General features: G+C 66.1%; 15 protein-coding genes. 3 read left to right on the top strand and 12 right to left on the bottom strand.

Annotation, left to right across the window (positions count from 1 at the left end; translation table 11 throughout):
* The 6 genes from KF688_06425 to KF688_06400 all read right to left on the bottom strand — a co-directional run bounded on the left by KF688_06425 (position 1) and on the right by KF688_06400 (position 7,480).
* On the bottom strand, positions 1-783 hold the full coding sequence (locus tag KF688_06425) for a hypothetical protein (protein MBX3425298.1): 783 nt from the start codon (positions 781-783) through the stop codon (positions 1-3).
* 105 nt (positions 784-888) lie between these two features.
* Entirely contained in the window at positions 889-1,740 is an 852-nt protein-coding gene (locus KF688_06420) for a heme-dependent peroxidase (GenBank protein MBX3425297.1), read from the bottom strand.
* 240 nt (positions 1,741-1,980) lie between these two features.
* Positions 1,981-2,460, bottom strand: a complete 480-nt coding sequence (locus KF688_06415) for a hypothetical protein (GenBank protein MBX3425296.1) — start codon at positions 2,458-2,460, stop codon at positions 1,981-1,983.
* Complete coding sequence (locus tag KF688_06410; protein ID MBX3425295.1) at positions 2,457-4,004, bottom strand: SpoVR family protein; 1,548 nt, start codon at positions 4,002-4,004, stop codon at positions 2,457-2,459. Before KF688_06410 ends, KF688_06415 begins: the two co-directional genes overlap by 4 nt.
* A 227-nt stretch (positions 4,005-4,231) precedes the next feature.
* Positions 4,232-5,335, bottom strand: coding sequence for a DUF444 family protein (locus KF688_06405; GenBank protein ID MBX3425294.1), 1,104 nt, complete (start codon positions 5,333-5,335; stop codon positions 4,232-4,234).
* 99 nt (positions 5,336-5,434) lie between these two features.
* Positions 5,435-7,480, bottom strand: a complete 2,046-nt coding sequence (locus KF688_06400) for a serine protein kinase (protein MBX3425293.1) — start codon at positions 7,478-7,480, stop codon at positions 5,435-5,437.
* 1,115 nt (positions 7,481-8,595) lie between these two features.
* On the opposite strand from KF688_06400, the gene KF688_06395 reads away from it, so the two are divergent.
* Positions 8,596-10,308, top strand: coding sequence for a hypothetical protein (locus tag KF688_06395; protein ID MBX3425292.1), 1,713 nt, complete (start codon positions 8,596-8,598; stop codon positions 10,306-10,308).
* 98 nt (positions 10,309-10,406) lie between these two features.
* Here KF688_06395 and uraH read toward each other — a convergent pair whose 3' ends face one another.
* The 3 genes from uraH to allB form a co-directional block, all read right to left on the bottom strand.
* Positions 10,407-10,748, bottom strand: a complete 342-nt coding sequence (gene uraH / locus KF688_06390) for a hydroxyisourate hydrolase (protein ID MBX3425291.1) — start codon at positions 10,746-10,748, stop codon at positions 10,407-10,409.
* 63 nt (positions 10,749-10,811) lie between these two features.
* A complete protein-coding gene (gene uraD, locus KF688_06385) occupies positions 10,812-11,333 on the bottom strand; it encodes a 2-oxo-4-hydroxy-4-carboxy-5-ureidoimidazoline decarboxylase (GenBank protein MBX3425290.1) in 522 nt (173 codons plus the stop codon).
* Entirely contained in the window at positions 11,330-12,706 is a 1,377-nt protein-coding gene (allB, locus tag KF688_06380; protein ID MBX3425289.1) for an allantoinase AllB, read from the bottom strand. The genes uraD and allB overlap by 4 nt, the downstream gene beginning before the upstream one ends.
* Before the next feature lie 151 nt (positions 12,707-12,857).
* On the opposite strand from allB, the gene pucL reads away from it, so the two are divergent.
* Positions 12,858-13,715, top strand: coding sequence for a urate oxidase (gene pucL, locus KF688_06375; GenBank protein ID MBX3425288.1), 858 nt, complete (start codon positions 12,858-12,860; stop codon positions 13,713-13,715).
* A 107-nt stretch (positions 13,716-13,822) separates the two neighbouring features.
* Here pucL and KF688_06370 read toward each other — a convergent pair whose 3' ends face one another.
* The 3 genes from KF688_06370 to KF688_06360 are packed head-to-tail and all read right to left on the bottom strand — an operon-like array spanning position 13,823 to position 17,078.
* Positions 13,823-15,076: a M20 family metallo-hydrolase gene (locus KF688_06370; GenBank protein ID MBX3425287.1), complete on the bottom strand. Its 1,254-nt coding sequence runs from the start codon at positions 15,074-15,076 to the stop codon at positions 13,823-13,825.
* Complete coding sequence (locus KF688_06365) at positions 15,073-15,831, bottom strand: (S)-ureidoglycine aminohydrolase (protein ID MBX3425286.1); 759 nt, start codon at positions 15,829-15,831, stop codon at positions 15,073-15,075. The genes KF688_06370 and KF688_06365 overlap by 4 nt, the downstream gene beginning before the upstream one ends.
* On the bottom strand, positions 15,828-17,078 hold the full coding sequence (locus KF688_06360) for an allantoate amidohydrolase (protein ID MBX3425285.1): 1,251 nt from the start codon (positions 17,076-17,078) through the stop codon (positions 15,828-15,830). The genes KF688_06365 and KF688_06360 overlap by 4 nt, the downstream gene beginning before the upstream one ends.
* 204 nt (positions 17,079-17,282) lie before the next feature.
* Here KF688_06360 and KF688_06355 point away from each other — a divergent pair, with 204 nt between their 5' ends.
* A complete protein-coding gene (locus KF688_06355; GenBank protein MBX3425284.1) occupies positions 17,283-18,764 on the top strand; it encodes an FAD binding domain-containing protein in 1,482 nt (493 codons plus the stop codon).

Raw genomic sequence — 18,764 nt, 5'->3', positions numbered from 1 at the left:
TCAGGCCCGCCGCCACAGCGAGAACTGCCCCGCGGCCATCCATGCCAACAGCAGCGTCGCGGCAACCGCCGCGGCCGTCAGCCGCCGATTGACCTGCCCGCTCAAGCCGGCGACGGCTTCACGGCAGCGGTCGAGCCGCTCGCTGAACGCGGCCAATCCCTCGTCGACCGCCCCGCTGGTCGCCAGCAACTTCGCGGCGATCGTGCCGGCTTGCCGCAGTCGATCTTCGTCGAGCACGTCGGGTCCCTCGTCGCCGAATCGCGCCCCCAGCGACGTCGCAGACGCGACCGCGTCCTCTAGGCGCTCATCCAGTTTCGCCAGCCGGTCGAGCAGTTCGTCGACCACGTCGGCGTCGACCGCCAGACCGAATCGGGCGCCCAGTTCCAACGACTGGTGTACCAACAACAGCGCGTCGCGACACCCGGCCAGGAGCGACTGTTGCTGCCGCGCGCCGTCGGCAAGTCGCGCGCTTCGCTCGGCCAAGTCGAGCCGCTCCGCGACCCGGTCGCCGGCTTCTCGCCGCGACCAGTCGGCGAGTCGCTGTTCAAGGTCCTGCAGGTCGAGCTTCGCCTCGTCCGCCAACTTCCGAATCCGCTCGACCCGGCCCTCGACCCGACCCAGCGACTCGTCGACGCGCGCCCCCATGCCATCGACGGCCCGCTGCAATTGCGCCTTGCCGAACCACGCGCCGCCGGCCCCGACCAAACAAGCAATCATCCCCGCCAACCCCAACAGCGACAGGGCGAGCCGACCGGGCGAGCGCGATGGTTCGTCGTGAGTCATACTACATGCATGCCGGCAGGACGGATCCCAGGTCCGCCGGGAACCCGCCTCTCGCCGCGCTCGATTGCTCCGACTGGCGGAGCGCCGCTGCGTCGGCGACGCAGCCTAAGCCTGCCCGCCGACGCGGCAATGCTCCAGCATCTCCTCTGGGGAGCAAACGTAACTCGTGAGAAACGGACCGAACTGGGCGTATTTCGCGCTCGCTTCGTCGAACCGCATCTGGTAAACGATCTCTTTGAGATATTGCGGGTTGGCGGCCCATAGCGTGACTCCCCATTCCCAGTCGTCCAGGCCGACCCCCACCGTGATCAGTTGCGACACCTTGCCGGCGAACGCGATGCCGCTGCGGGCATGTTCGCTCATCATCCGCATCCGCTCGGCCTTGGGGAGCGTGAACCAGTTCGCATGCGGGTCGCGAATTTTGTTCATGGGGTAGAAGCACGTGTTCGTGTACGCGGGAAAGTCGGGGGTGAGCCGCTGGCGATTCATGCCGACCAACCGATCGGCGTACGCCTGGACCTTCATCGCGTAGGTTTCGCCGGCCGGGTCCTCCCCCTCGGCGACGAGCCGCTCGCCGAACTGCTCGGGGGTCATGACGTACTCGCTGATCTCCGTGATCGAGACGAACGAGTAGCCGGGCACGAGCGCCGGCCCCAGGGGGCCCGCCATCAGCCGCTGGTGAACGCGGTCGACGACGAGCGGGTCGGGATCCATCAGCATCAGGCCGAAGTCGGCCTTGTGCCCGCTGACGATCGAGGTCTGCAGCCGCAGGGGCTGTCCCTCAGCACTGGGATCGAGTGCAGCGATGACCGCGGCTCGGCCCGAGGCGATCTCGCTGGGGGAGAGCGTCGCAAGCCGGGCACGGTTCCAACTGTAGTACAGGTGCGAACAATGCCAGGCCCCGTCGGCGGGGATGCGGGTGATCGGGACGGCCGGGCCGGCGGTAGGACGATTCATGGCGAGCGAGATGCTGGAAGAACAGGCGGAGCAGCAAGAACTCAGTTCGCATGGTATCAGAATCGTCCTTTCAGGGTCAGGGGCGCGGGGCCGGCCGGAGGGACGCGCCCGCAAAGAGAAAACGCCGCAGATGCGGCACGAGAGAACGTCCGTCGATCAAGTCCCAACGTCCAGGACGTGCAAGCGGTACGTCGCCTGCCTTGAGCTGGGGCGTCAGGTCGATGGACAAGGGAAGTCGCGTCAAATCGATTCCACTGTAGCGACGAAGTCGGCGACCAGCCGGCAGACGACCTCGTGAGTGAGCACCGCGGGGACGCGGGTGCGGGGTTGACCGGGTTGTTTTTCGTAGCGGCAGAGCTCGATCGCCCCTCCCCGGCGGAGGAGCAGTTCGTAGTATCGCCGGCCGTTGTCGTCGCGCTGCGGCGGGTTCGAGCGCATCTGGACGTGGCACCCCTGCGCGTCGGTTTCGATCGGGGCGATCGGTTCGAGCAGGTAATTGACCCGTTGGGCCAGCGCCGCACTGGCGGCCTGCAACTGGAACAGCGACGCCGAGGCGAGTTCGGGAGTCTCCAGCAGAAGTTCGACCGCGGTCACAGCCAGCGGATCGCAGCGTTCGACCTCGCACCGGAGCGTCCGCCGGCCATCGACGAGGCGAACCGTGCGGCCGGTCTGACCGACCGTTGCGGAGAGTTCCGAGCGGAGTCGAGCGGAAAGGGTCATGTGCGGTCCTCGTCGTCGTCATCGCCGACGTCGTAGTCCCCTTGCGTTTCCAGGGCGTGGTCGCAGCCGTCGTAGGAGAGAACCGTGACGCGCCCCTCTACTATTGTTTCCAGGTGGACGGGGCGTTTCCACAATTTTTGCAGACTTTCCAGGGTGTCGGCCGCCTCGTCGAGCTTGACCTCGACCCCGGAGTACTGGTGCTTGAGATACATCTCGCCGCGGTTCTTGTGGTTGCCGTCGACGACCTCGATGATCGGCCGGCCGCGGTTGGTCAGCATCTCCAAGAGCTGCCGCTTGACCTTGGGGAACTCGCGGCTTTCGATTTCGTAGCTCTCGGCGTCGGCGTTGTAGCCAAACTGGAACAGCCGCTGCTCGCGGACGAAATCGAGCGTGAGAAACTCGTCGATGAACGTCAGATCATTGTGAATCCGGCGAACTTCGAAGATCTTGTCGCGGCCCAGCCCGGCTTGACGGTCCCAGCGACGGCGCAATTCGTGGTCGTCGCACTCGTCGTACTCGCGGCCGAAAGCGCCCCGGTTCCAGCGATCCTCGATGTCGCGAAACAGCTCGATCCCCAGCTTGTACGGATTGAGCTGCGTCGGGCTGCTGGCCAGCGTGCCGCTGTGGTGGTCGCAGTAGTGGACGACTTCGGAGGGATCGAGGCCCTGGCGGAGCATGATCGTCGAGTGCCAGTAGCTGGCCCAACCCTCGTTCATGATCTTGGTTTGAGCCTGGGGTGCAAAGTAATACGCCTCGTCGCGAATGATCGACAACACGTCGGCCTGCCAAGCCGAGAGCGGAGCATGCTCCAGCAGGAACAACAGCACGTCGCGCTCGGGCTGTTTAGGAAACTGCGGCGGCTCGTCGGAGGACTCCTGCAGGCGATCGTCGATCCCCCCGACGACGGAGCGCGGGTTGATGAACGAGTCCATGTAGTCCTTGGACCGGAACCGCGGAGCGCCGGTTCGCTCGTCTTCGCGGCGGTCCTCCTGAAAGTTGTATCGGTCCTGCCGCTCGCGCCGCTGAATAAAGGGGGAGTGAATATCGATCAAATCCTCAAGACTTAAGCAAGCGTCGATGAACTGCTCGACCGGCTCCACGCCGATTTCGTCCACATACCGGCTGACCCGCGTGCCGTGGTTCGCCATCGTGTCCATCATCTTGCGATCGGTGGGGGCGAAGCAGGCGTTGTTCTTGAAAAAGTCGCAATGCCCGTAGACGTGAGCCATCACCAGCTTCTGGTCGATCAGGTCGTTCGACCGCATCAGATAGGCGTAGCACGGGTTGTTGTTGATGACCATCTCGTAGATTTTCGAGAGACCGTAGCTGTAGCTCTTTTGGAGCTGCTCGTACTCCATGCCGAACCGCCAGTGGGGATACCGCGTGGGGAACCCCCCCCGGGCCGCGATGGAGTTCAACTCGTCGGCGTCGATCAGCTCGAAGATCGTCGGGAAGAAATCCAGCCCGTGCGAGCGCGCATACTCCTCGATCTCCACCTGCAACGCGGCGAGTTCGGGCGTCAGATTGCCGAGGGAGGCAGGCATGGCGGCTGGATCGAGAAGTTACTTCACCCCGGAGGACAGAGAGACACGGAGGGATTGACCAAGCGTCAATGACCAAGCGTCAATGACCAAGCGTCAATGACCAAGCGTCAATGACCAAGCGATGCAGAAAGCAGTTCTCTCCATTGGTCATTGGAATTTGTTCATTGATCATTTGCATTGCACTGTGTCCCCTGTGACCTCTGCGGCGAAAGAGGTAAGCCGATAATCTATTTGCCTTTGCCGAGAAACGTCCGAATCGACTCGTAGATCGCGTCGCGATCGGCGATTTCCGAGGTGATGATCTTCTCGTGGTCGCCAAACTCCTTCGTCAGGGCGTCGATGAAGTCGCCGCTGCCGTAAGGGCTCTCGACTTGGCCGTAGCAGAACATATTGACCGCCGGCAGGATCCGCTCGCGCAAGAGCTCGAACGCTCGGCGGTTGTCGTCCCCCCAGTTGTCGCCGTCCGAAAACTGGAAGCAGTAAATGTTCCACTGATCGACGGGGAAAGCCCGGTCGATCAACTCGGCCGCCTCTTTGTACGCGCTGGAAATCCGCGTGCCTCCGCTCTCGCGAGTGTGGTAGAAGGTGTGCTCGTCGACCTCCTTGGCCACCGCGTCGTGGATGACGTACCGCCGCTCGACTCCCTGATACTGCTTGGCGAGCCAAGCGTCGATCCAGAACGCCTCGGTGCGGACAATCTGTTTCTGCTCGTCGGTCATCGACCCCGAGACGTCCATCAGGTAGATCGCCGCGGCGTTCACTTGCGGCGCGGGAACGTCGTTCCACGAGCGATACTGGTGGTCGGCCCGAATCGGCACGACCCGGGGATCGTCAATCTCGTACGACCCGGTGCTGATCTGCCTCCGCAGGGCCCGCAAGTAGGTCCGGCGACGATGGCGGAGCGACTCGGGCCCCGTCTGGCGGATGCTGTTGTACTTCGACTTCTCGGCTTCGATGTTCGCGGCGCCCTTGGGCTGAATGCGGGGAAGTTCCAATTCATCGCCCAGCATTTCGGCCAACTCGTCGAGCGAAACGTCGACTTCCAACAGGTGGCCCGACCCCGGCTCGCTGCCGGCGCCTCCTTGTCCGCCGTCGCCGTCGCCCGGTTGTCCGATCGGATCGCCGACTTTGCCGTCCCCCTGCCCCACCCCGCCGGAGCCGTTCTTGCCGAACCGAAACTTCGGCACGTCAAGCTGCGGCACCGGGATGCTCACCAAGTCGCGCCCCTTCCGGCCGATCATCTCGCCGTGGGTGATGTACTTGCGCAGATTCTCCCGAATCCGTCCCCGGACGATTTGCTTAAACCGGCGGTTGTCGCGGTTGATTTCCATGCTCAATCGTAAGTTGACAACATTCAGCCCCGGGCTCTGCCCGGGGGGTCTACTTTCAGGGACCGCTTCTAACCCCCGGGCAGAGCCCGGGGCTGAAGTCTACTTCTCCTTGGCATCGCCTCGGGCGAAGATGCTCGCCACGTAGTTCAAAACGTCGGTCGCGCTCTCTTCGTCGTAGCCGTAGTCGCGGATGAGGCGGCCTTTCACCACGTCGATCTTCTGCTGCGTCTCGGCGTCGACGACGTTCGAGACGAGGCTCGTGAGCTTGATTGAGTCCTTCTGGTCTTCGAACAGCTTCAACTCCAGCGCCTTGTGCAAGCGTTCGTTGGTCTTGTAATCGAACCGCTTGCCGTCGATCGCCAGGGCGCCGATGTAATTCATAATTTCCCGGCGGAAATCGTCCTTGCGGCTCTCGGGGATGTCGATTTTTTCTTCGACCGAGCGCATGAGCCGCTCGTCCGGCTCGTCGTACTGGCCGGTGTAGGGGTTCTTGACCTTCTCGCGCTGCGTATAGGCCTTGATATTGTCGATGTAATTGCCGCACAGCCGGGCGAGGGCGGCCTCGTCGGCGGCGATTGCGCGTTGCACCTCGTTCTTCACGATGTTGGCGTACTCCTCCTTCACCACCGAAAGCAGTTCGCGGTACTCGCCCTTGGTCTCCTCGCTGTTGATGAGACTGTGATGCTTGAGGCCCGTTTCGAGTTCGTTAAGGACCATGAAGGGGTTGATCGACGAGCTCTCGGGATGGTTCACGAGCGCGTTAGAGATCTTGTCCTGCACGTACCGCGGCGAGATGCCGATGAGTCCTTCGTTGTGCGCTTCGTCGCGGAGTTCGTTGATGTTGTCCCGAGTGAACCCGGGCAAGGTCTTGCCGTTGTAGAGCTTCAGCTTCTGCAGCCGCGACAGTCCGGCGTGCTTCGGCTCCTCTAGCCGCGTGAGAACCGCCCACATCGCGGCCATTTCGATCGTGTGCGGGGCGATGTGCTTCGGCACCGTGCGCGGGTTGTAGTCCTTCTCGTAGATCTGGATTTCGTCCGCCAGCGTCGTCACGTACGGGATGTCGATCTTCACCGTCCGATCGCGCAGGGCCTCCATGAACTCGTTGTTCTGCAGCCGTTTGTATTCCGGCTCGTTCGTGTGGCCTAGGATCACCTCGTCGATGTCGGTCTGGGCGAACTTCTTCGGCTTGATGCGATGCTCCTGGCTCGCCCCCAAGAGGTCGTACAAGAACGCCACGTCGAGTTTGAGCACCTCGACGAACTCGATAATGCCCCGGTTGGCGATGTTGAACTCGCCGTCGAAGTTGAACGCCCGAGGGTCGCTCTCGCTGCCGTAAACCGCGATCTTGCGGTAGTTGATGTCGCCGGTCAGCTCGGTCGCATCCTGGTTCTTCTCGTCCTTGGGCTGGAACGTGCCGATCCCCACGCGGTCCTGCTCGCTGAGGATGACGCGCTTGATTCGCACGTCCTGGACCACCCGAGTCCAGTCGCCGTCGTACTTTTTGAGCCGGTTCTGGTACATGAACCGGCAGAACGGATCGAGATCGCCGCGGATGCGAACCTTGACGTCGTCCTCGCCGCGGCCCGCGTTGAGCTGGGCCTCGACGTCGGGGCGGAACCGCGCGGGGATGAGGTGCAGCGGCTCCTCGTTCATCGGGCACCAGTGGACCTCCTCGGGGTCCTGCTCGTCGACCCAGCCGAGGGTGTACAGGGCGCCCTCGTCGGTGGCGCTGTACCGCTGCAGCCCCTGCTTCAGGAGCCGCACGATCGTGCTCTTGCTGCTCCCCACGGGGCCGTGCAAGAGCAGCACCCGCTTTTCAATCCCGTACTCGTGAGCGGCGCTCTTCAGCGCGTTGACCAAGTTGTGCAGCGGCCCGCGCAGCCCGAACACTGCGTCGCGCCCCTCGTTGTCGGGATCCTCGAAGAACCTGTAACGGTAGCGCTTCTCGCGTCCCTTCTCCTCGACCTCGACTCCGTACGACAAGATCATGTCGTACAGCCGTTGGTACGCGGTGCGCGTCACCTGCGGGTTGCCGGCGACGATGTCGAGGTATTGCTCGAACGTGCCGACCCAGTTCTTGCGACGAAACTGGTCGCGGTCCTGGCGATCGGAAACGAGGCTGACGATATCAATTCCGCGGGCCATGTCCTTTGTTCCTCACGGCGGGGACCTCGCGCAAGCGAGGGGGTTGCTCTCTGACTCGAACGGCGGGATTCAGGCGGGACGGTTCGCGCCGCGTTCCACGCCGCCGGACTTCATCGCGTTCGCAGCAGTTCGACGACAATCGACCGTGCTCCGTTGCCATGATCGGGCAAGGAAACTTGGCTAAGCGAGACCGCCGCACAGAGGCGGTCGCGGGAGAGACGCGGGAACCGATTCTGTTCCCAGCGAAAGAGTCGCCGACAAAGTCCGAGCCGGGGATGGCACGAACCGCTGCGAAGTTGGCAAAGAGCGGGGGCGTCGCTCGGGCGCGGGACGGGGGGCGAACGAGTTCGCCCGTGACGCCGCAGCAACTCGCCCCCGTGGCCCGCTCGCCAAGGAACCGACCGCGGCCGGAGAGTCGCCTGCATCGCGTACATTTCAAGTATCAGCACAACTTTCGGACGAGGCAACATCGACTTTGCCCGAAGGGACGCTTTGCGCCGGCCCGGTCGGCGCGAGAGTCGTTGCGCGTTTCGCCGCGATCGGCCAGGATTTTGGGAATTCGCGGGCCGAGGCGACCGGCGTTTCCCTGGAATTCGCAGTGCGCGGGCTGATGGCGCAAAAGTTGCTAGACAGTCCGCCCCGTTGAATTTGCAGCGTGGCGCGACGGGCGCCTCCGCAGGAAAAATGCGGAAACCGGAACTCGGACAAGGCAATCCACAGGCGGGCCGACGTCCTCCTTGCGCCCGCTCCCGCGTGGGAACAGGAAACGCGGTTGCAGTCGCATCAACGCGCGTTGAGCCACGACGATACGACGAGCGCAACGGGATTTCGAAGCAACGGCATCATTCCGACCCGCGATCATGATCCGGCCCAAGCCGGCACTGCTGGCGCCGTCGTTAAAATTTGCCGGTTGCGCGGATTTTTCCGCAAGTGCGGCCCTGGGGGGCTCCGATACCACCACTAACGTGTTGGTTCCCGGGGGGGCTACCAGACGCAGCGAGCATTCGCGACGCAGCCGCAGGCCGTAGAAAAGCCGGGCCAAATCGCGAAGATCGCCAGCGTCGAGCACCAAGGCGGCGGTCGAGCCTCGACGGCTCTCCCCCGTGGGACAAACTATGCGACGCATCCGTGTCGAACTCGCGCGATTCGGCCTCGTGACCGCGGCGGCTCTCGCCCTGACGCTTGGCGTCGGGTCGTCGACGCCGGCCCATGAGACGGGCGCCCAGCACGTCCACTTCCAGAAACCGCAACGCACGGCGACCGCCTCGACTGCGGGCGTGCAGTTCCGCAGCGTCTCGGCCGCCGAGACCGAGCAGGCCGAGCCCGTCGAACCGACGAAGCCTGCGGCCAAGGCCTCGACGACGGCGTCATCCCAGCGCCCGTCGACGACGCAGCGTCCAGCCGCGGGGGTCAACCCGCTGCGGACCGCCAAGGCCCCCGCCCCGGCTAAGACCGCCGCGAACGACGCCGTCGTCCGGGCTGCATTCAATGACGCGCCTCAGCAACAGACCGCCCCAGCCGTGCGGACGGCCGTGAACATCGAACCGGTCGCGGATCGCTCCGCCGTTCGGCAGGCCCCGCGCCCCTCGTATGTCAGCGATCCGGCGCCGACTCAGCGGGTCGCCATGCATCGCGATCTGCAGGCGATCGGCACGAACCAAGGCCGATTCGCCGCCAGCGCTCCGCAGTCCAGCCAAGTGCAGCAGGCGACCTTCCTCCGTCGTCGCAGCATGCTCGACCCTGGGTGCGCGTTCGCCGAACCCGGGTGCGGCGTCATGGAGCCGACCTGCGGCTGCGGCGAACCTAGCTGCGGGATCATGGAACCCGGTTGCGGCATCGTCGAGCCCGGTTGCGGCATCATGGAGCCGGCCTGCGGCTGCACCGAGCCGAGTTGCGGGATCATGGAACCCGGCTGCGGCATCGTGGAACCGGGGTGCGGAATTTACGAACCCGGTTGCGGCATCGCCGAACCCGACTGCGGCTGCGACGTCGGGTGCGGCAGTTGCGTCGAGGGGCCCGATTACTGGTGCTTCCCGGTCTGCCTGCCGCGGCTCAAGGAGCTGCGAGTCTGGGGCGGCGTGCACGGCTTCAAGGGTCCCCGCGACGCTCCCGCCTTCGGCGGCGCCGGCGACGGCAACTTCGGCTTCCAGCAAGGGATCAACATCGCCGGCAAGGCGCCGATCATCCACCACCTCTTCCCGGGGATCAGCTACCAGTTGGGCTACCAGGGCGTGCAGAGCCAACTCTCCGGAAGCTCCAGCGGCAGCACGTCCGATCGCTCGCAACAGTTCGTCACCGCCGGTTTGTTCCGTCGCGTTCACAGCGGCCTGCAGTTCGGCGCCGTGTGGGACTACATGAACGACGATTTCATCGCCGACGCCAGCTTGCAGCAGGTCCGCTACGAGATCAGCCTGAAGAGCCCCCGCGGCCGAGAGATCGGCTTCATGGGCGCCACGCACCTCGACACGGCCACGGTCGGCGCCATCACTTACCAGACCGTCGACCAGTACGTCGGGTTCCTCCGCTGGACCTACAACCACGGCGGCAACTTCCGCATCTGGGGCGGCGGCACCAACGACAGCGAAGGGATCTTCGGGGCCGAGTTCTGGTACCCTTGCTCCGGACGTTGGAGCGTCCAGTCGGGGTTCAATTACCTCATCACCGACAAGAACGCCGGCGTGAACGGCTCGCGGGAAGAATCGTGGAACATCGGCATCAACGTCTTCTGGCACTGGGGCGCCCGAGCCAAGGCCAACTGCGGCAGCCCCTACCAACCGCTGTTCAGCGTAGCTGACAACGGCTGGATGTTCGTCGACCAAGTGCCGTAGGCCGCTGCAAACCGTCGCGAAAACTTGAATGAGCGAACAGGGGGCGAAAGCCCCCTGTTCTTGCTTGACGACCCGCGAGCCTCGCACTCCCGGGGGCTTCAGCTCCCGCGGTAAGTCGAATACCCGAACGGCGACAACAAGAGCGGCACGTGGTAATGCTGATCGTCGGCGGCGGGGTGGAAATCGATCGTCACCGCCGGGAAGAACGCCTCGCGGCCAGTCGCGATGAAATAGTCGCCCGTCGCGAAGACAAGCCGCAACGAGCCCGGAGCGACGCCGTCGTCCAGCCCGGGCCACAGCTTCACGCGACCATCGGCGTCGGTCGTCGCGGCCGACAGCGTGCGGACGCCGGTCGGCTCGACCGCCTGCAGTGCCACGAGCACCCCGGCGGCAGGCTTTCCCAAGGACGTATCGAGAACGTGCGTCGTGATCGTGATCATGGCTGAGGGAGAGGCGGGGGCAGAGGCAGAGGTCACAGGCTACGTAGGCCGAGGCGATGCGGCTCATCTGGGGCTGGAGCCAAGTTTATCCAATCGCAGGTGCGTAATCTTCCGTTGTTCGGCCGCGGCGATCGGGAGTTCGTCGTTCGGGTCGTTCTGGAGTCGCCCCTCGAGGATCGCGAGCATCTCGGCGGCGTTCTTCCCCGTGGCGCAGACGATGAATATATAGCCGAACCGCGCCAAGTACGCCTCGTTCCCCGCGGCCAGGGCTTGGATCACATCCTCGCTCGCCGCGTCGACGCCGGCTTGTTCGCCTCGGCTCCAGCGGTCGTTGCCGGCGAACTTCATCCGCAGCGAGCTCATGTCGCCGATCTTGGGGTGGCACGCGAACGCTTCCAACCAATCGGCGTCGGCCAACTGGTCGAAACACTCGTCCGCGGCGGCGTGGATTGTCGCCGCACCGGCAAACGGGCGGCGAGCAGTCATCGCGCGGATCCACGCCTCGGCGCCGCAGCACTTGCGAAACTCCTCGGCGACCGCGGCGGGGTCGGCGGCGTTGAGAGCGGCGACGGACTCGGGACTCATACGCAGCGTCCTCGGGGAATGCCGGTCAGCGTGCCGCGGAGGAACGTGTTCTGCACAACCCCGTGGAGTCGCCGGCCGTGGTAGGGAGTGAGCGGATGACGGTGTTCGAGCGCGGCCCCGTCGACGTCCCACTGCCGATCCGCGGCGAAGACGACGATGTTGGCGGGGGCGCCGACGCGGAGCCCCGTCGCGACGCCGGCCAATCGCCCTGGCGCCTCGCTCATCCAGCGAACGACGTCGCCCAGCGCGAACCCGCGGCGTGTCGCTTCGGTCGCCATAATCGGCAACCCCAGTTGCAACGAGCTGATCCCTCCCCACGCCTCGTCGAACCGCCCCGAGTCGCGCGCCTTCATCGTCGGCGGACAGGGAGAGTGATCGCTCGCCACGAGATCGATCACGCCGTCGCGCAGGCCCTGCCACAGCCGCTCGCGATTGTCGGCAGAGCGAATCGGAGGGGCACACTTGAACTCCGTCGCCCCGTCGGCAATCTCCTCTGCCGCGAAGCAGAGATAATGCGGACTCGTCTCGACGGTCAGCGGCAGCCCTTCGCGCTTCGCGTCGGCCAACAACGGCAGGCAGTCGGCGTCGGCAAGATGCACGACGTGCGTCCGGCAGCCCGTCTTGCGGCACAGGTCGACCAACAGCTCGATCGCCCTGCGTTCGAACTCCGGCGGCCGGGAGGCGAGGTAGTCCGCATAGCGTCGCGGATCGGCGAGCGGCGGCTGCGGCGTCGCGATCTCGGCATGGGCGAGCAGCGGCACGCCGCGCTCGGCGAGCAGCGGCATCGCGGCCTCAAGTTCAGCGCGCGTCGCCGCGGGGAACTCGTCGATCCCGCTGTGGCACAAGAACGCCTTCACGCCGCGGACTCCCGCGTCGAGGAGCGGAAGGATCTCGCCGATGTTGCCGGGGACGAGCCCCGCGTGGAACGCCACGTCGACGAACAACTGCCCCGCGGACGCAGACCGTTTGACCGCCAGAGCCGCGACGGTCGTCGTCACGGGCGAGGAATTCAGCGGCATGTCGACGACCGTGGTCACCCCCCCGGCGGCGGCCGCGGCCGTGCCGGAGGCGAATCCTTCCCACTCGGTCCGCCCCGGTTCGTTGAGATGGACGTGAGGATCGACAAGCCCCGGCAGCAGCGCGCGACTGCCGAAGTCGATCCCCCGCTTGGGGCCGTACGGCTCGATCGCCGCGATGACGCCGTCGCGGACGACGATCGTCGCGGGGCGTTCGCCGTCGGGCAAGACGACGCGCGAACTGCTCAGAACCAACTCGTCCTCTTCGCCTGCTGCGACTTCGTCCCCGTCATCGTATTCGTACGCTTCGCCGAGTTGGTCGTCATCGCGGGCGTCGTCATCCGAATCGTCGTTCATGGTGCGGCGTGGCGTCGTCAAAGTGCGCGGATGTGCGAATTCGCTCAACGGGCGAAGCGTCGGCCCCAGCGCTACAGCCTCGCCGCGAGGTGTGCTATCTTACCCGCGGGCGGCTTCTTCCCATAGCGATCCCGAGCGAAGGTTGGACTGAATGAGCGTACGACTCACCTACAACTCCTATGGCAAGCACCGCGTCCGAGTGAGCAAGATCAAGCGCCCCCGCCAAGGGCCTCCGAACACGGAACGGCACGAGTTCATCGAAGCCGCGGTCGACGTCGAACTGGAAGGGGATTTCGCCGCGGCGTACACCGCGGGGGACAACACGCAGGTCGTCGCCACCGACACGTGCAAGAACACCGTCTACGCAGTCGCCAAGGACGACCCGTTCGACTCGATCGAATCGTTCGGGACGGCGCTGGCGTCCCACTTCATCAAGAAATACGCCCACGTGTCGCAGGCTAAGGCGACCCTCCTTGAGCATCGTTGGCATCGGCTGCTCGACTGTCCCCACGCGTTCTCGGGGAGCGACGGCGAGACCCCGACCGCGGTCGTCACGACTCGGCGGGGCGAACCGGTGCGCGTCTCGGCGGGGATCGAGGGGCTGGTGATCGCCAAGACGACCGAGACGGGGTTCGAAAACTTCCACCGCGACGAATACCGGACGCTCCCCGACACGGCCGATCGGATCTTTGCGACCGAGTTGACCGCCCGTTGGGACTACGCCCCCGAGGCGGCCGTTGACTACGCCCAAGCACGGGAGGCCGTGCGCCTGGCGCTCCTCAAACGGTTCATCGATCATTACAGCAAGAGCGTCCAAGAGACGTTGATGCTTATGGGCCAAGCGGCGCTCGACGCGTGCGAGGCAGTCGCGGCGATCACGCTCACGATGCCCAACAAGCACCACCTGCTCGCCCGGCTGGTTCCCGGCGATCGACCGAACGAAAACGAAGTGTTCGTGGCGACCGACGAACCGTTCGGCTGGATCACGGGGACGGTGACACGCACATAGTGCTCTGTCCCAAGGCATGGCATGGGCCGCGGGCCTCCGGGTTCATCCGTCGCACCCGCGGCGAGCGCCGTGCGGCTCCTGTCGGGGGACGAAGCCGCGTCCACCGGTCAGCTCGCCAGTTCGGCGAGGGTCAGCGCGAGCGTCGCCGCTCCCGCGGCGATTTGCTCCGGCGTGCTGAACTCGTCCGGCCGATGCGAAACGCCGCCGCGGCAGGGGATGAAGATCATCCCGGTCGGGGCGACCTGGGCGATGAACAACGAGTCGTGGTAAGCCCGGCTGATCATCCGCTGCCAAGCGTGCCCGAGTTGCGTGCAGGCGTTCTCGACCGCCGCGACAATCCGTGGGTCGCACGTCGCCGGCGGGTCGGCATTCACGGTTTCGACAGCGACGCTGACGCTGCGGCGGCACGCAATCGCGTCCGCTTCGGCGCGGATCGCTGCGAGCGCCGCTTGCCGCGTCGCCAGCGCAATGTCGCGCAGGTCGAGCGTCAGCTCGACCCGCGACGGGATCGAGTTGACTGCCCCCGGGTGGACGTGCATCCGGCCGACGGTGGCCACGAGGTCGGGGCTGGCGCTGCCGCGAGCAATCCGCTCGATCGCCAGCGTCAACTCCGCCGCTGCGCAGAGGGCGTCCCTGCGGCGCGGCATCAGCATCCCGCCGGCGTGGCCTCCCTCGCCGACGATCGTGATCCGAAACTGGGCGGGAGCGGCGATCGCCGTGACGACGCCGATCGGCAACTCCGCGGCCTCAAGCTCGGGGCCCTGCTCGATGTGCAGTTCGACGAACGCGTCGTAGTACCCCGCGGGCAAACGGGCGTCATCGAGCGAGCCGCCAAACCCCGCCGTGGTGCGGGCGGCGTCGTAGTCAATCTCGTCCTCGTCGCGGAGCATCGCGAGCTTGGAGCCGTCGAGCTGGCCCGCCATCATCCGGCTCCCCGTGCAGCCGACGCCGAAGCGTGTCGGCTCCTCCGAGGTGAACATCACCAGTTCAATCGAACGCCGCGGCCGGAAGCCCGCCGCCTGCAAGGCGCGGATCGCTTCCAGGGCGCCGAGCACGCCGACCGTGCCGTCGTACATGCCGGCGTGGAGGATTGCGTCGCAATGAGATCCCGTGCCGACGACGGCCGCGGCGGGGTCCGTTCCCTGCCACCGGGCGAAGGTGTTGCCGATCGGGTCGACGCGCACCGTCAGTCCCGCCGCCTCGTACAACCCGCGCAGGTACTTCCGCGCCGCGAGATCGGTCGGCGTGAAGACGACCCGCGTCACCGCCGGCGGGGGCTCGGGACAGGCGCTGAACCGGGCAAGCGATTCCAACTCGCCGATCAGTCGGGCCGCGTCGACTTCCACCCTCTGGAGATTCATGGCGCGAGCGGGCTCCGATGAATGTCCTTGTAGTAGATGTACTGGGCCGGCTCTTTGCCCATCGCCACGAACCACTGCGGGCAGTAGGCGGCCATCCAGATAACGTCGCCCTTCTGCACGGGGCGCCACGACTCGCCGAGTCGGTAAACCCCCTGCCCTGCCGACATGTACAACCCGTGCTCCATGACGTGGGTCTCGACGAACGGCAACGTCGCGCCAGGCTGATAGGTGAACACGTTGACTGCCATGTCGAACGCCGGCGCGATCGGCAACAGCGTAGCGAGCATCGCGTCGGGGTCGCCCAGGAACGGTTCGCACGGGGCGTCGGCGACGGCGCCGATCACCCGCGGGGGCGGCGCGACGCCGGGGAGCGGGACGTACGGTTTCTCGAACACCAGCAGTTTTCCCTCGCCGCGGCAGTGGACGACATCGGTCGAGCCCGGCGGGAAATACGCATAGTGAGCGGCGCCGAGCGTCTGGCCGGCCGCTTCGACTTCCCCCTCCAAGACGTAGACGAACCGCTGCAGGTCGACCGGCAGGGGGAGCGAGCTGACCCCGGGCTTGGCGTGGACCAAGTACTGGCAGAACCTCGGCGACCGCGGCCCAGCGCCCATCGCTGGGCTGATCTGCACGACCCCTTCGGCAGCGTCCCATCCAACGATCGGCGAGACCACGTATCCGTCGGGCGCAATCAGGGCATGATCCGCGGCGACGCGGGTTCGTGTCGAGCCGAAGGGGAAGGCGATCTGGTTCATGCGAGCGGCGCGGCGGCCAAGTTGAGGATGAAACGACGGAGCACCAAGATCGCCGCGGCGACGTCGGCGACGTCGGCCCGTTCGTCGGGATGGTGGCTCACGCCGCCGGGATGACGCAGAAACAGCATCGCCGTTGGAAACCGCTTTGCCAAGACCACCGCGTCGTGTCCGGCGCCGCTGGGCAAGGCCGGCGGATCGTACCCGCACTCGCAGCAGGCTTGCCGCAGCAGTTCGCACAGCCGCGGATCGACGCGCGTCGCGGCGTGGCCGTGACGATCGACGACCTCGAATCGCACCAGCCCGCGGTGCGCGATCTGCTCGCCGCAGGCGATCAGCGCATCGACGGCGGCCTCGCGCACCTCGTCGTCGAGATGCCGCACGTCGAGCGACAATTCGACCCGCGCGGGGACGACGTTCGAGGCGTTTGGCTCGGCGCGGATGAAGCCGACCGTCGCTCTCAGCTCGGGGGTCGCGCGGGCCAGCCGGTTCGTCTCGAGCACCAACTCGGCTGCCGCCGCCAGCGCGTCGTGCCGCAAGTCCATCGGCGTCGTGCCGGCATGGTCGGCCTTGCCCCGGAAGACGACCCGCAGCCGGCTCTGCCCCGCAATACCGGTGACGACCCCCACCGAACGACCTGCAGCCTCGAGCACGGGGCCCTGTTCCAGGTGAGGTTCGAGGTACCCCAGCACCGCGTCAATCGGGTACGCTGCGGCCGGCAGTTCGGCGGGATCGAGGCCATATGTTGTGATCGCCTGGCGAAGCGTCGCGCCGGCGCCATCGCGCCGCTCGAGCCAAGCGGGGTCGAACACGCCGGCAACCGCGGCGCTCCCCAAGTACGGCTGCGCGAACCGCACGCCTTCCTCTTCGCTGAAACCGATCACGTCGACGTGAAACGGAAGCAACGCATCGGCAAGATGCGCAACTGCCTCGATCGCCAGGACCACGCCGAGTACGCCGTCGTACTTGCCGCCATTGGGGACCGAATCGAGGTGCGAGCCGACGAGCAGCGTCTTGGCGCCGGGCGGCCCGGGGCGACGGCCGACGATGTTTCCTGCGGCGTCGACGCGGACCGTCATCCCCGCGTCGGTCATCCACCGCTCGATCAGGGCGTGGACCTCGCGAATCGCGGGACAGAGATACCGGCGCGTGACGCGGCCCGGCTCTTCCGTGCAAAGCGCCAGTTCCTCGCAGCGCTGCATGACGCGCGTGGCGGCGAGCTCAACGGGGCGGGGAGATGCTGCGGTCAAGGACTTCAATTCCGAGGGGGTGACGCCTCGAGGCGATTCGACGGTCTCGGGGACGATCTCGACGACGGGGCTCGCGACGGGCCGACGGGGCAATCCCGTTGCCCGTCGCCGCCAGCCGGGTTAGAGTAACCCAGAGGCGGCAGGTTCACGCAAGACGGGGTGCGCCCGCGCGCCCCGCGCCAGCATAGATTGCCCGGGCTTGCCATGCGAGACAGCCTTGTCCTCTTTCTCAACGGCCGGCGACACGAAATCGCCGACGCCTGGGCCGCGGCGACCCTTGCCGAATGGCTCCGCGAACGGCAGGGCCTCACCGCCACGAAAGTCGTCTGCTCCGAAGGAGACTGCGGGGCGTGCAGCGTGCTGGTCGGTCGGCTCGACGCGGCAAGCGAGGGGCTCGTCTATCGGGCGATCGATTCCTGCATCGCATTTCTGTATCAGCTTGACCGGACGCACGTCGTCACGGTCGAGGGGCTCTCTCCCGGCGGCGAGTTGTCGCCGGTGCAAGAGGCGATGGTCGCCTGCCACGGCAGTCAGTGCGGGTTCTGCACCCCCGGTTTCGTGGCGACGCTGCACGGGTTGTTCGAGGGGGACGGCGTCAGCGCCGACGCGGACGCGCCCCTGGCCGACGAAGAGCTGCGCTACGGCCTCTCCGGGAACCTTTGTCGCTGCACCGGTTACGTGCAAATTTTGGAAGCCGGACAGGCCGTCGACCCGGCTGCGGTGAAACGCATCGGAGAACTCTACGACCCGCGGCCGATAGTGGCCAAGTTCGCTCAGTTGGCTGCGACAGGCGTTGCGTTTGAATTCGAGGGGCCCGAGGGCCCCTGCCGCGTCAGTCTCCCCGCCGCGCTCGATGAAGCCGTCGCCGAACGCGCAAACCGACCCGATGCGCGACTGATCTGCGGCGGCACCGACCTGGGGGTGCAACGCAACCACGGCCGCGTCCAGCTTCGCGACGTGATTTGCCTCGCTCACGTAGCGGAGTTCGACCGGGTCGTTGTCGAAGACGACCAATTGATCCTCGGCGCCGGGGCGACTTGGCGGCAGGTCGAGCGCGCCGTCCGCGAGCCGCTCCCCGAGTTGTGGCGGGTCCTCACGCGGTTCGGAAGCCCGCAGATCCGCAACATGGGGACCGTGGGGGGGAACCTCGTCAACGCCTCGCCGATCGCCGACTCGCTGCCGGCGTTCTACGTGCTTGAGGCGACGGTGCACCTCGCCTCCCTGCGGGGCGTGCGCACGGTTCCGATCGCACAATTCTATTTGGGCTACAAGAAGCTCGATCTCATGCCTGACGAGCTGTTGACCGAGGTCCGCGTCCCGCTGCCGCGGGTCGAGCGGGGCGAGCTTCTGCGGCTCGACAAGGTCTCCAAACGCCGCGACATGGACATCAGCACGGTCGCTTCGGCTGTCTGGCTGCGGGTCGAGGACGACGTGATCGCCGAAGCGCGATTTGCGTTCGGGGGCGTCGGACCGGTCGTGCTTCGCTGCCGGCAGGCCGAAGCGGCGGCGATCGGCCGGCCCCTGTGCGAGGAGTCCCTGCGGACCGTCGGGGGCGTCGCACGCCGGGAAGTGACGCCAATCTCCGACGTTCGCGGCGGCGAGGCGTATCGTTCGCAGTTGGTCGAGAATCTGCTCGCCAAGGCGGGTCGGGAACTCGCACTTGCTCTGGCCCTGACGGAGGCCTGA

Source organism: Pirellulales bacterium, from assembly GCA_019636345.1.
GTDB lineage: Bacteria > Planctomycetota > Planctomycetia > Pirellulales > Lacipirellulaceae.
The sequence above is the reverse complement of the archived record's forward strand: the minus strand, read 5'-3'. Positions and strand labels throughout refer to the sequence as shown.

Bases quoted from the DNA above. Each gene is read 5' to 3' on its own strand.
- KF688_06355 (MBX3425284.1), top strand. From the start codon at position 17,283: ATGCGAGACAGCCTTGTCCTCTTTCTCAACGGCCGGCGACACGAAATC.
- uraH (MBX3425291.1), bottom strand. From the start codon at position 10,748: ATGATCACGATCACGACGCACGTTCTCGATACGTCCTTGGGAAAGCCT.
- allB (MBX3425289.1), bottom strand. From the start codon at position 12,706: ATGAACGACGATTCGGATGACGACGCCCGCGATGACGACCAACTCGGC.
- KF688_06405 (MBX3425294.1), bottom strand. From the start codon at position 5,335: ATGGAAATCAACCGCGACAACCGCCGGTTTAAGCAAATCGTCCGGGGA.
- KF688_06425 (MBX3425298.1), bottom strand. From the start codon at position 783: ATGACTCACGACGAACCATCGCGCTCGCCCGGTCGGCTCGCCCTGTCG.
- uraD (MBX3425290.1), bottom strand. From the start codon at position 11,333: ATGAGTCCCGAGTCCGTCGCCGCTCTCAACGCCGCCGACCCCGCCGCG.
- KF688_06395 (MBX3425292.1), top strand. From the start codon at position 8,596: ATGCGACGCATCCGTGTCGAACTCGCGCGATTCGGCCTCGTGACCGCG.
- KF688_06415 (MBX3425296.1), bottom strand. From the start codon at position 2,460: ATGACCCTTTCCGCTCGACTCCGCTCGGAACTCTCCGCAACGGTCGGT.
- KF688_06420 (MBX3425297.1), bottom strand. From the start codon at position 1,740: ATGAATCGTCCTACCGCCGGCCCGGCCGTCCCGATCACCCGCATCCCC.
- KF688_06400 (MBX3425293.1), bottom strand. From the start codon at position 7,480: ATGGCCCGCGGAATTGATATCGTCAGCCTCGTTTCCGATCGCCAGGAC.
- KF688_06410 (MBX3425295.1), bottom strand. From the start codon at position 4,004: ATGCCTGCCTCCCTCGGCAATCTGACGCCCGAACTCGCCGCGTTGCAG.
- KF688_06370 (MBX3425287.1), bottom strand. From the start codon at position 15,076: ATGAATCTCCAGAGGGTGGAAGTCGACGCGGCCCGACTGATCGGCGAG.
- KF688_06365 (MBX3425286.1), bottom strand. From the start codon at position 15,831: ATGAACCAGATCGCCTTCCCCTTCGGCTCGACACGAACCCGCGTCGCC.
- pucL (MBX3425288.1), top strand. From the start codon at position 12,858: ATGAGCGTACGACTCACCTACAACTCCTATGGCAAGCACCGCGTCCGA.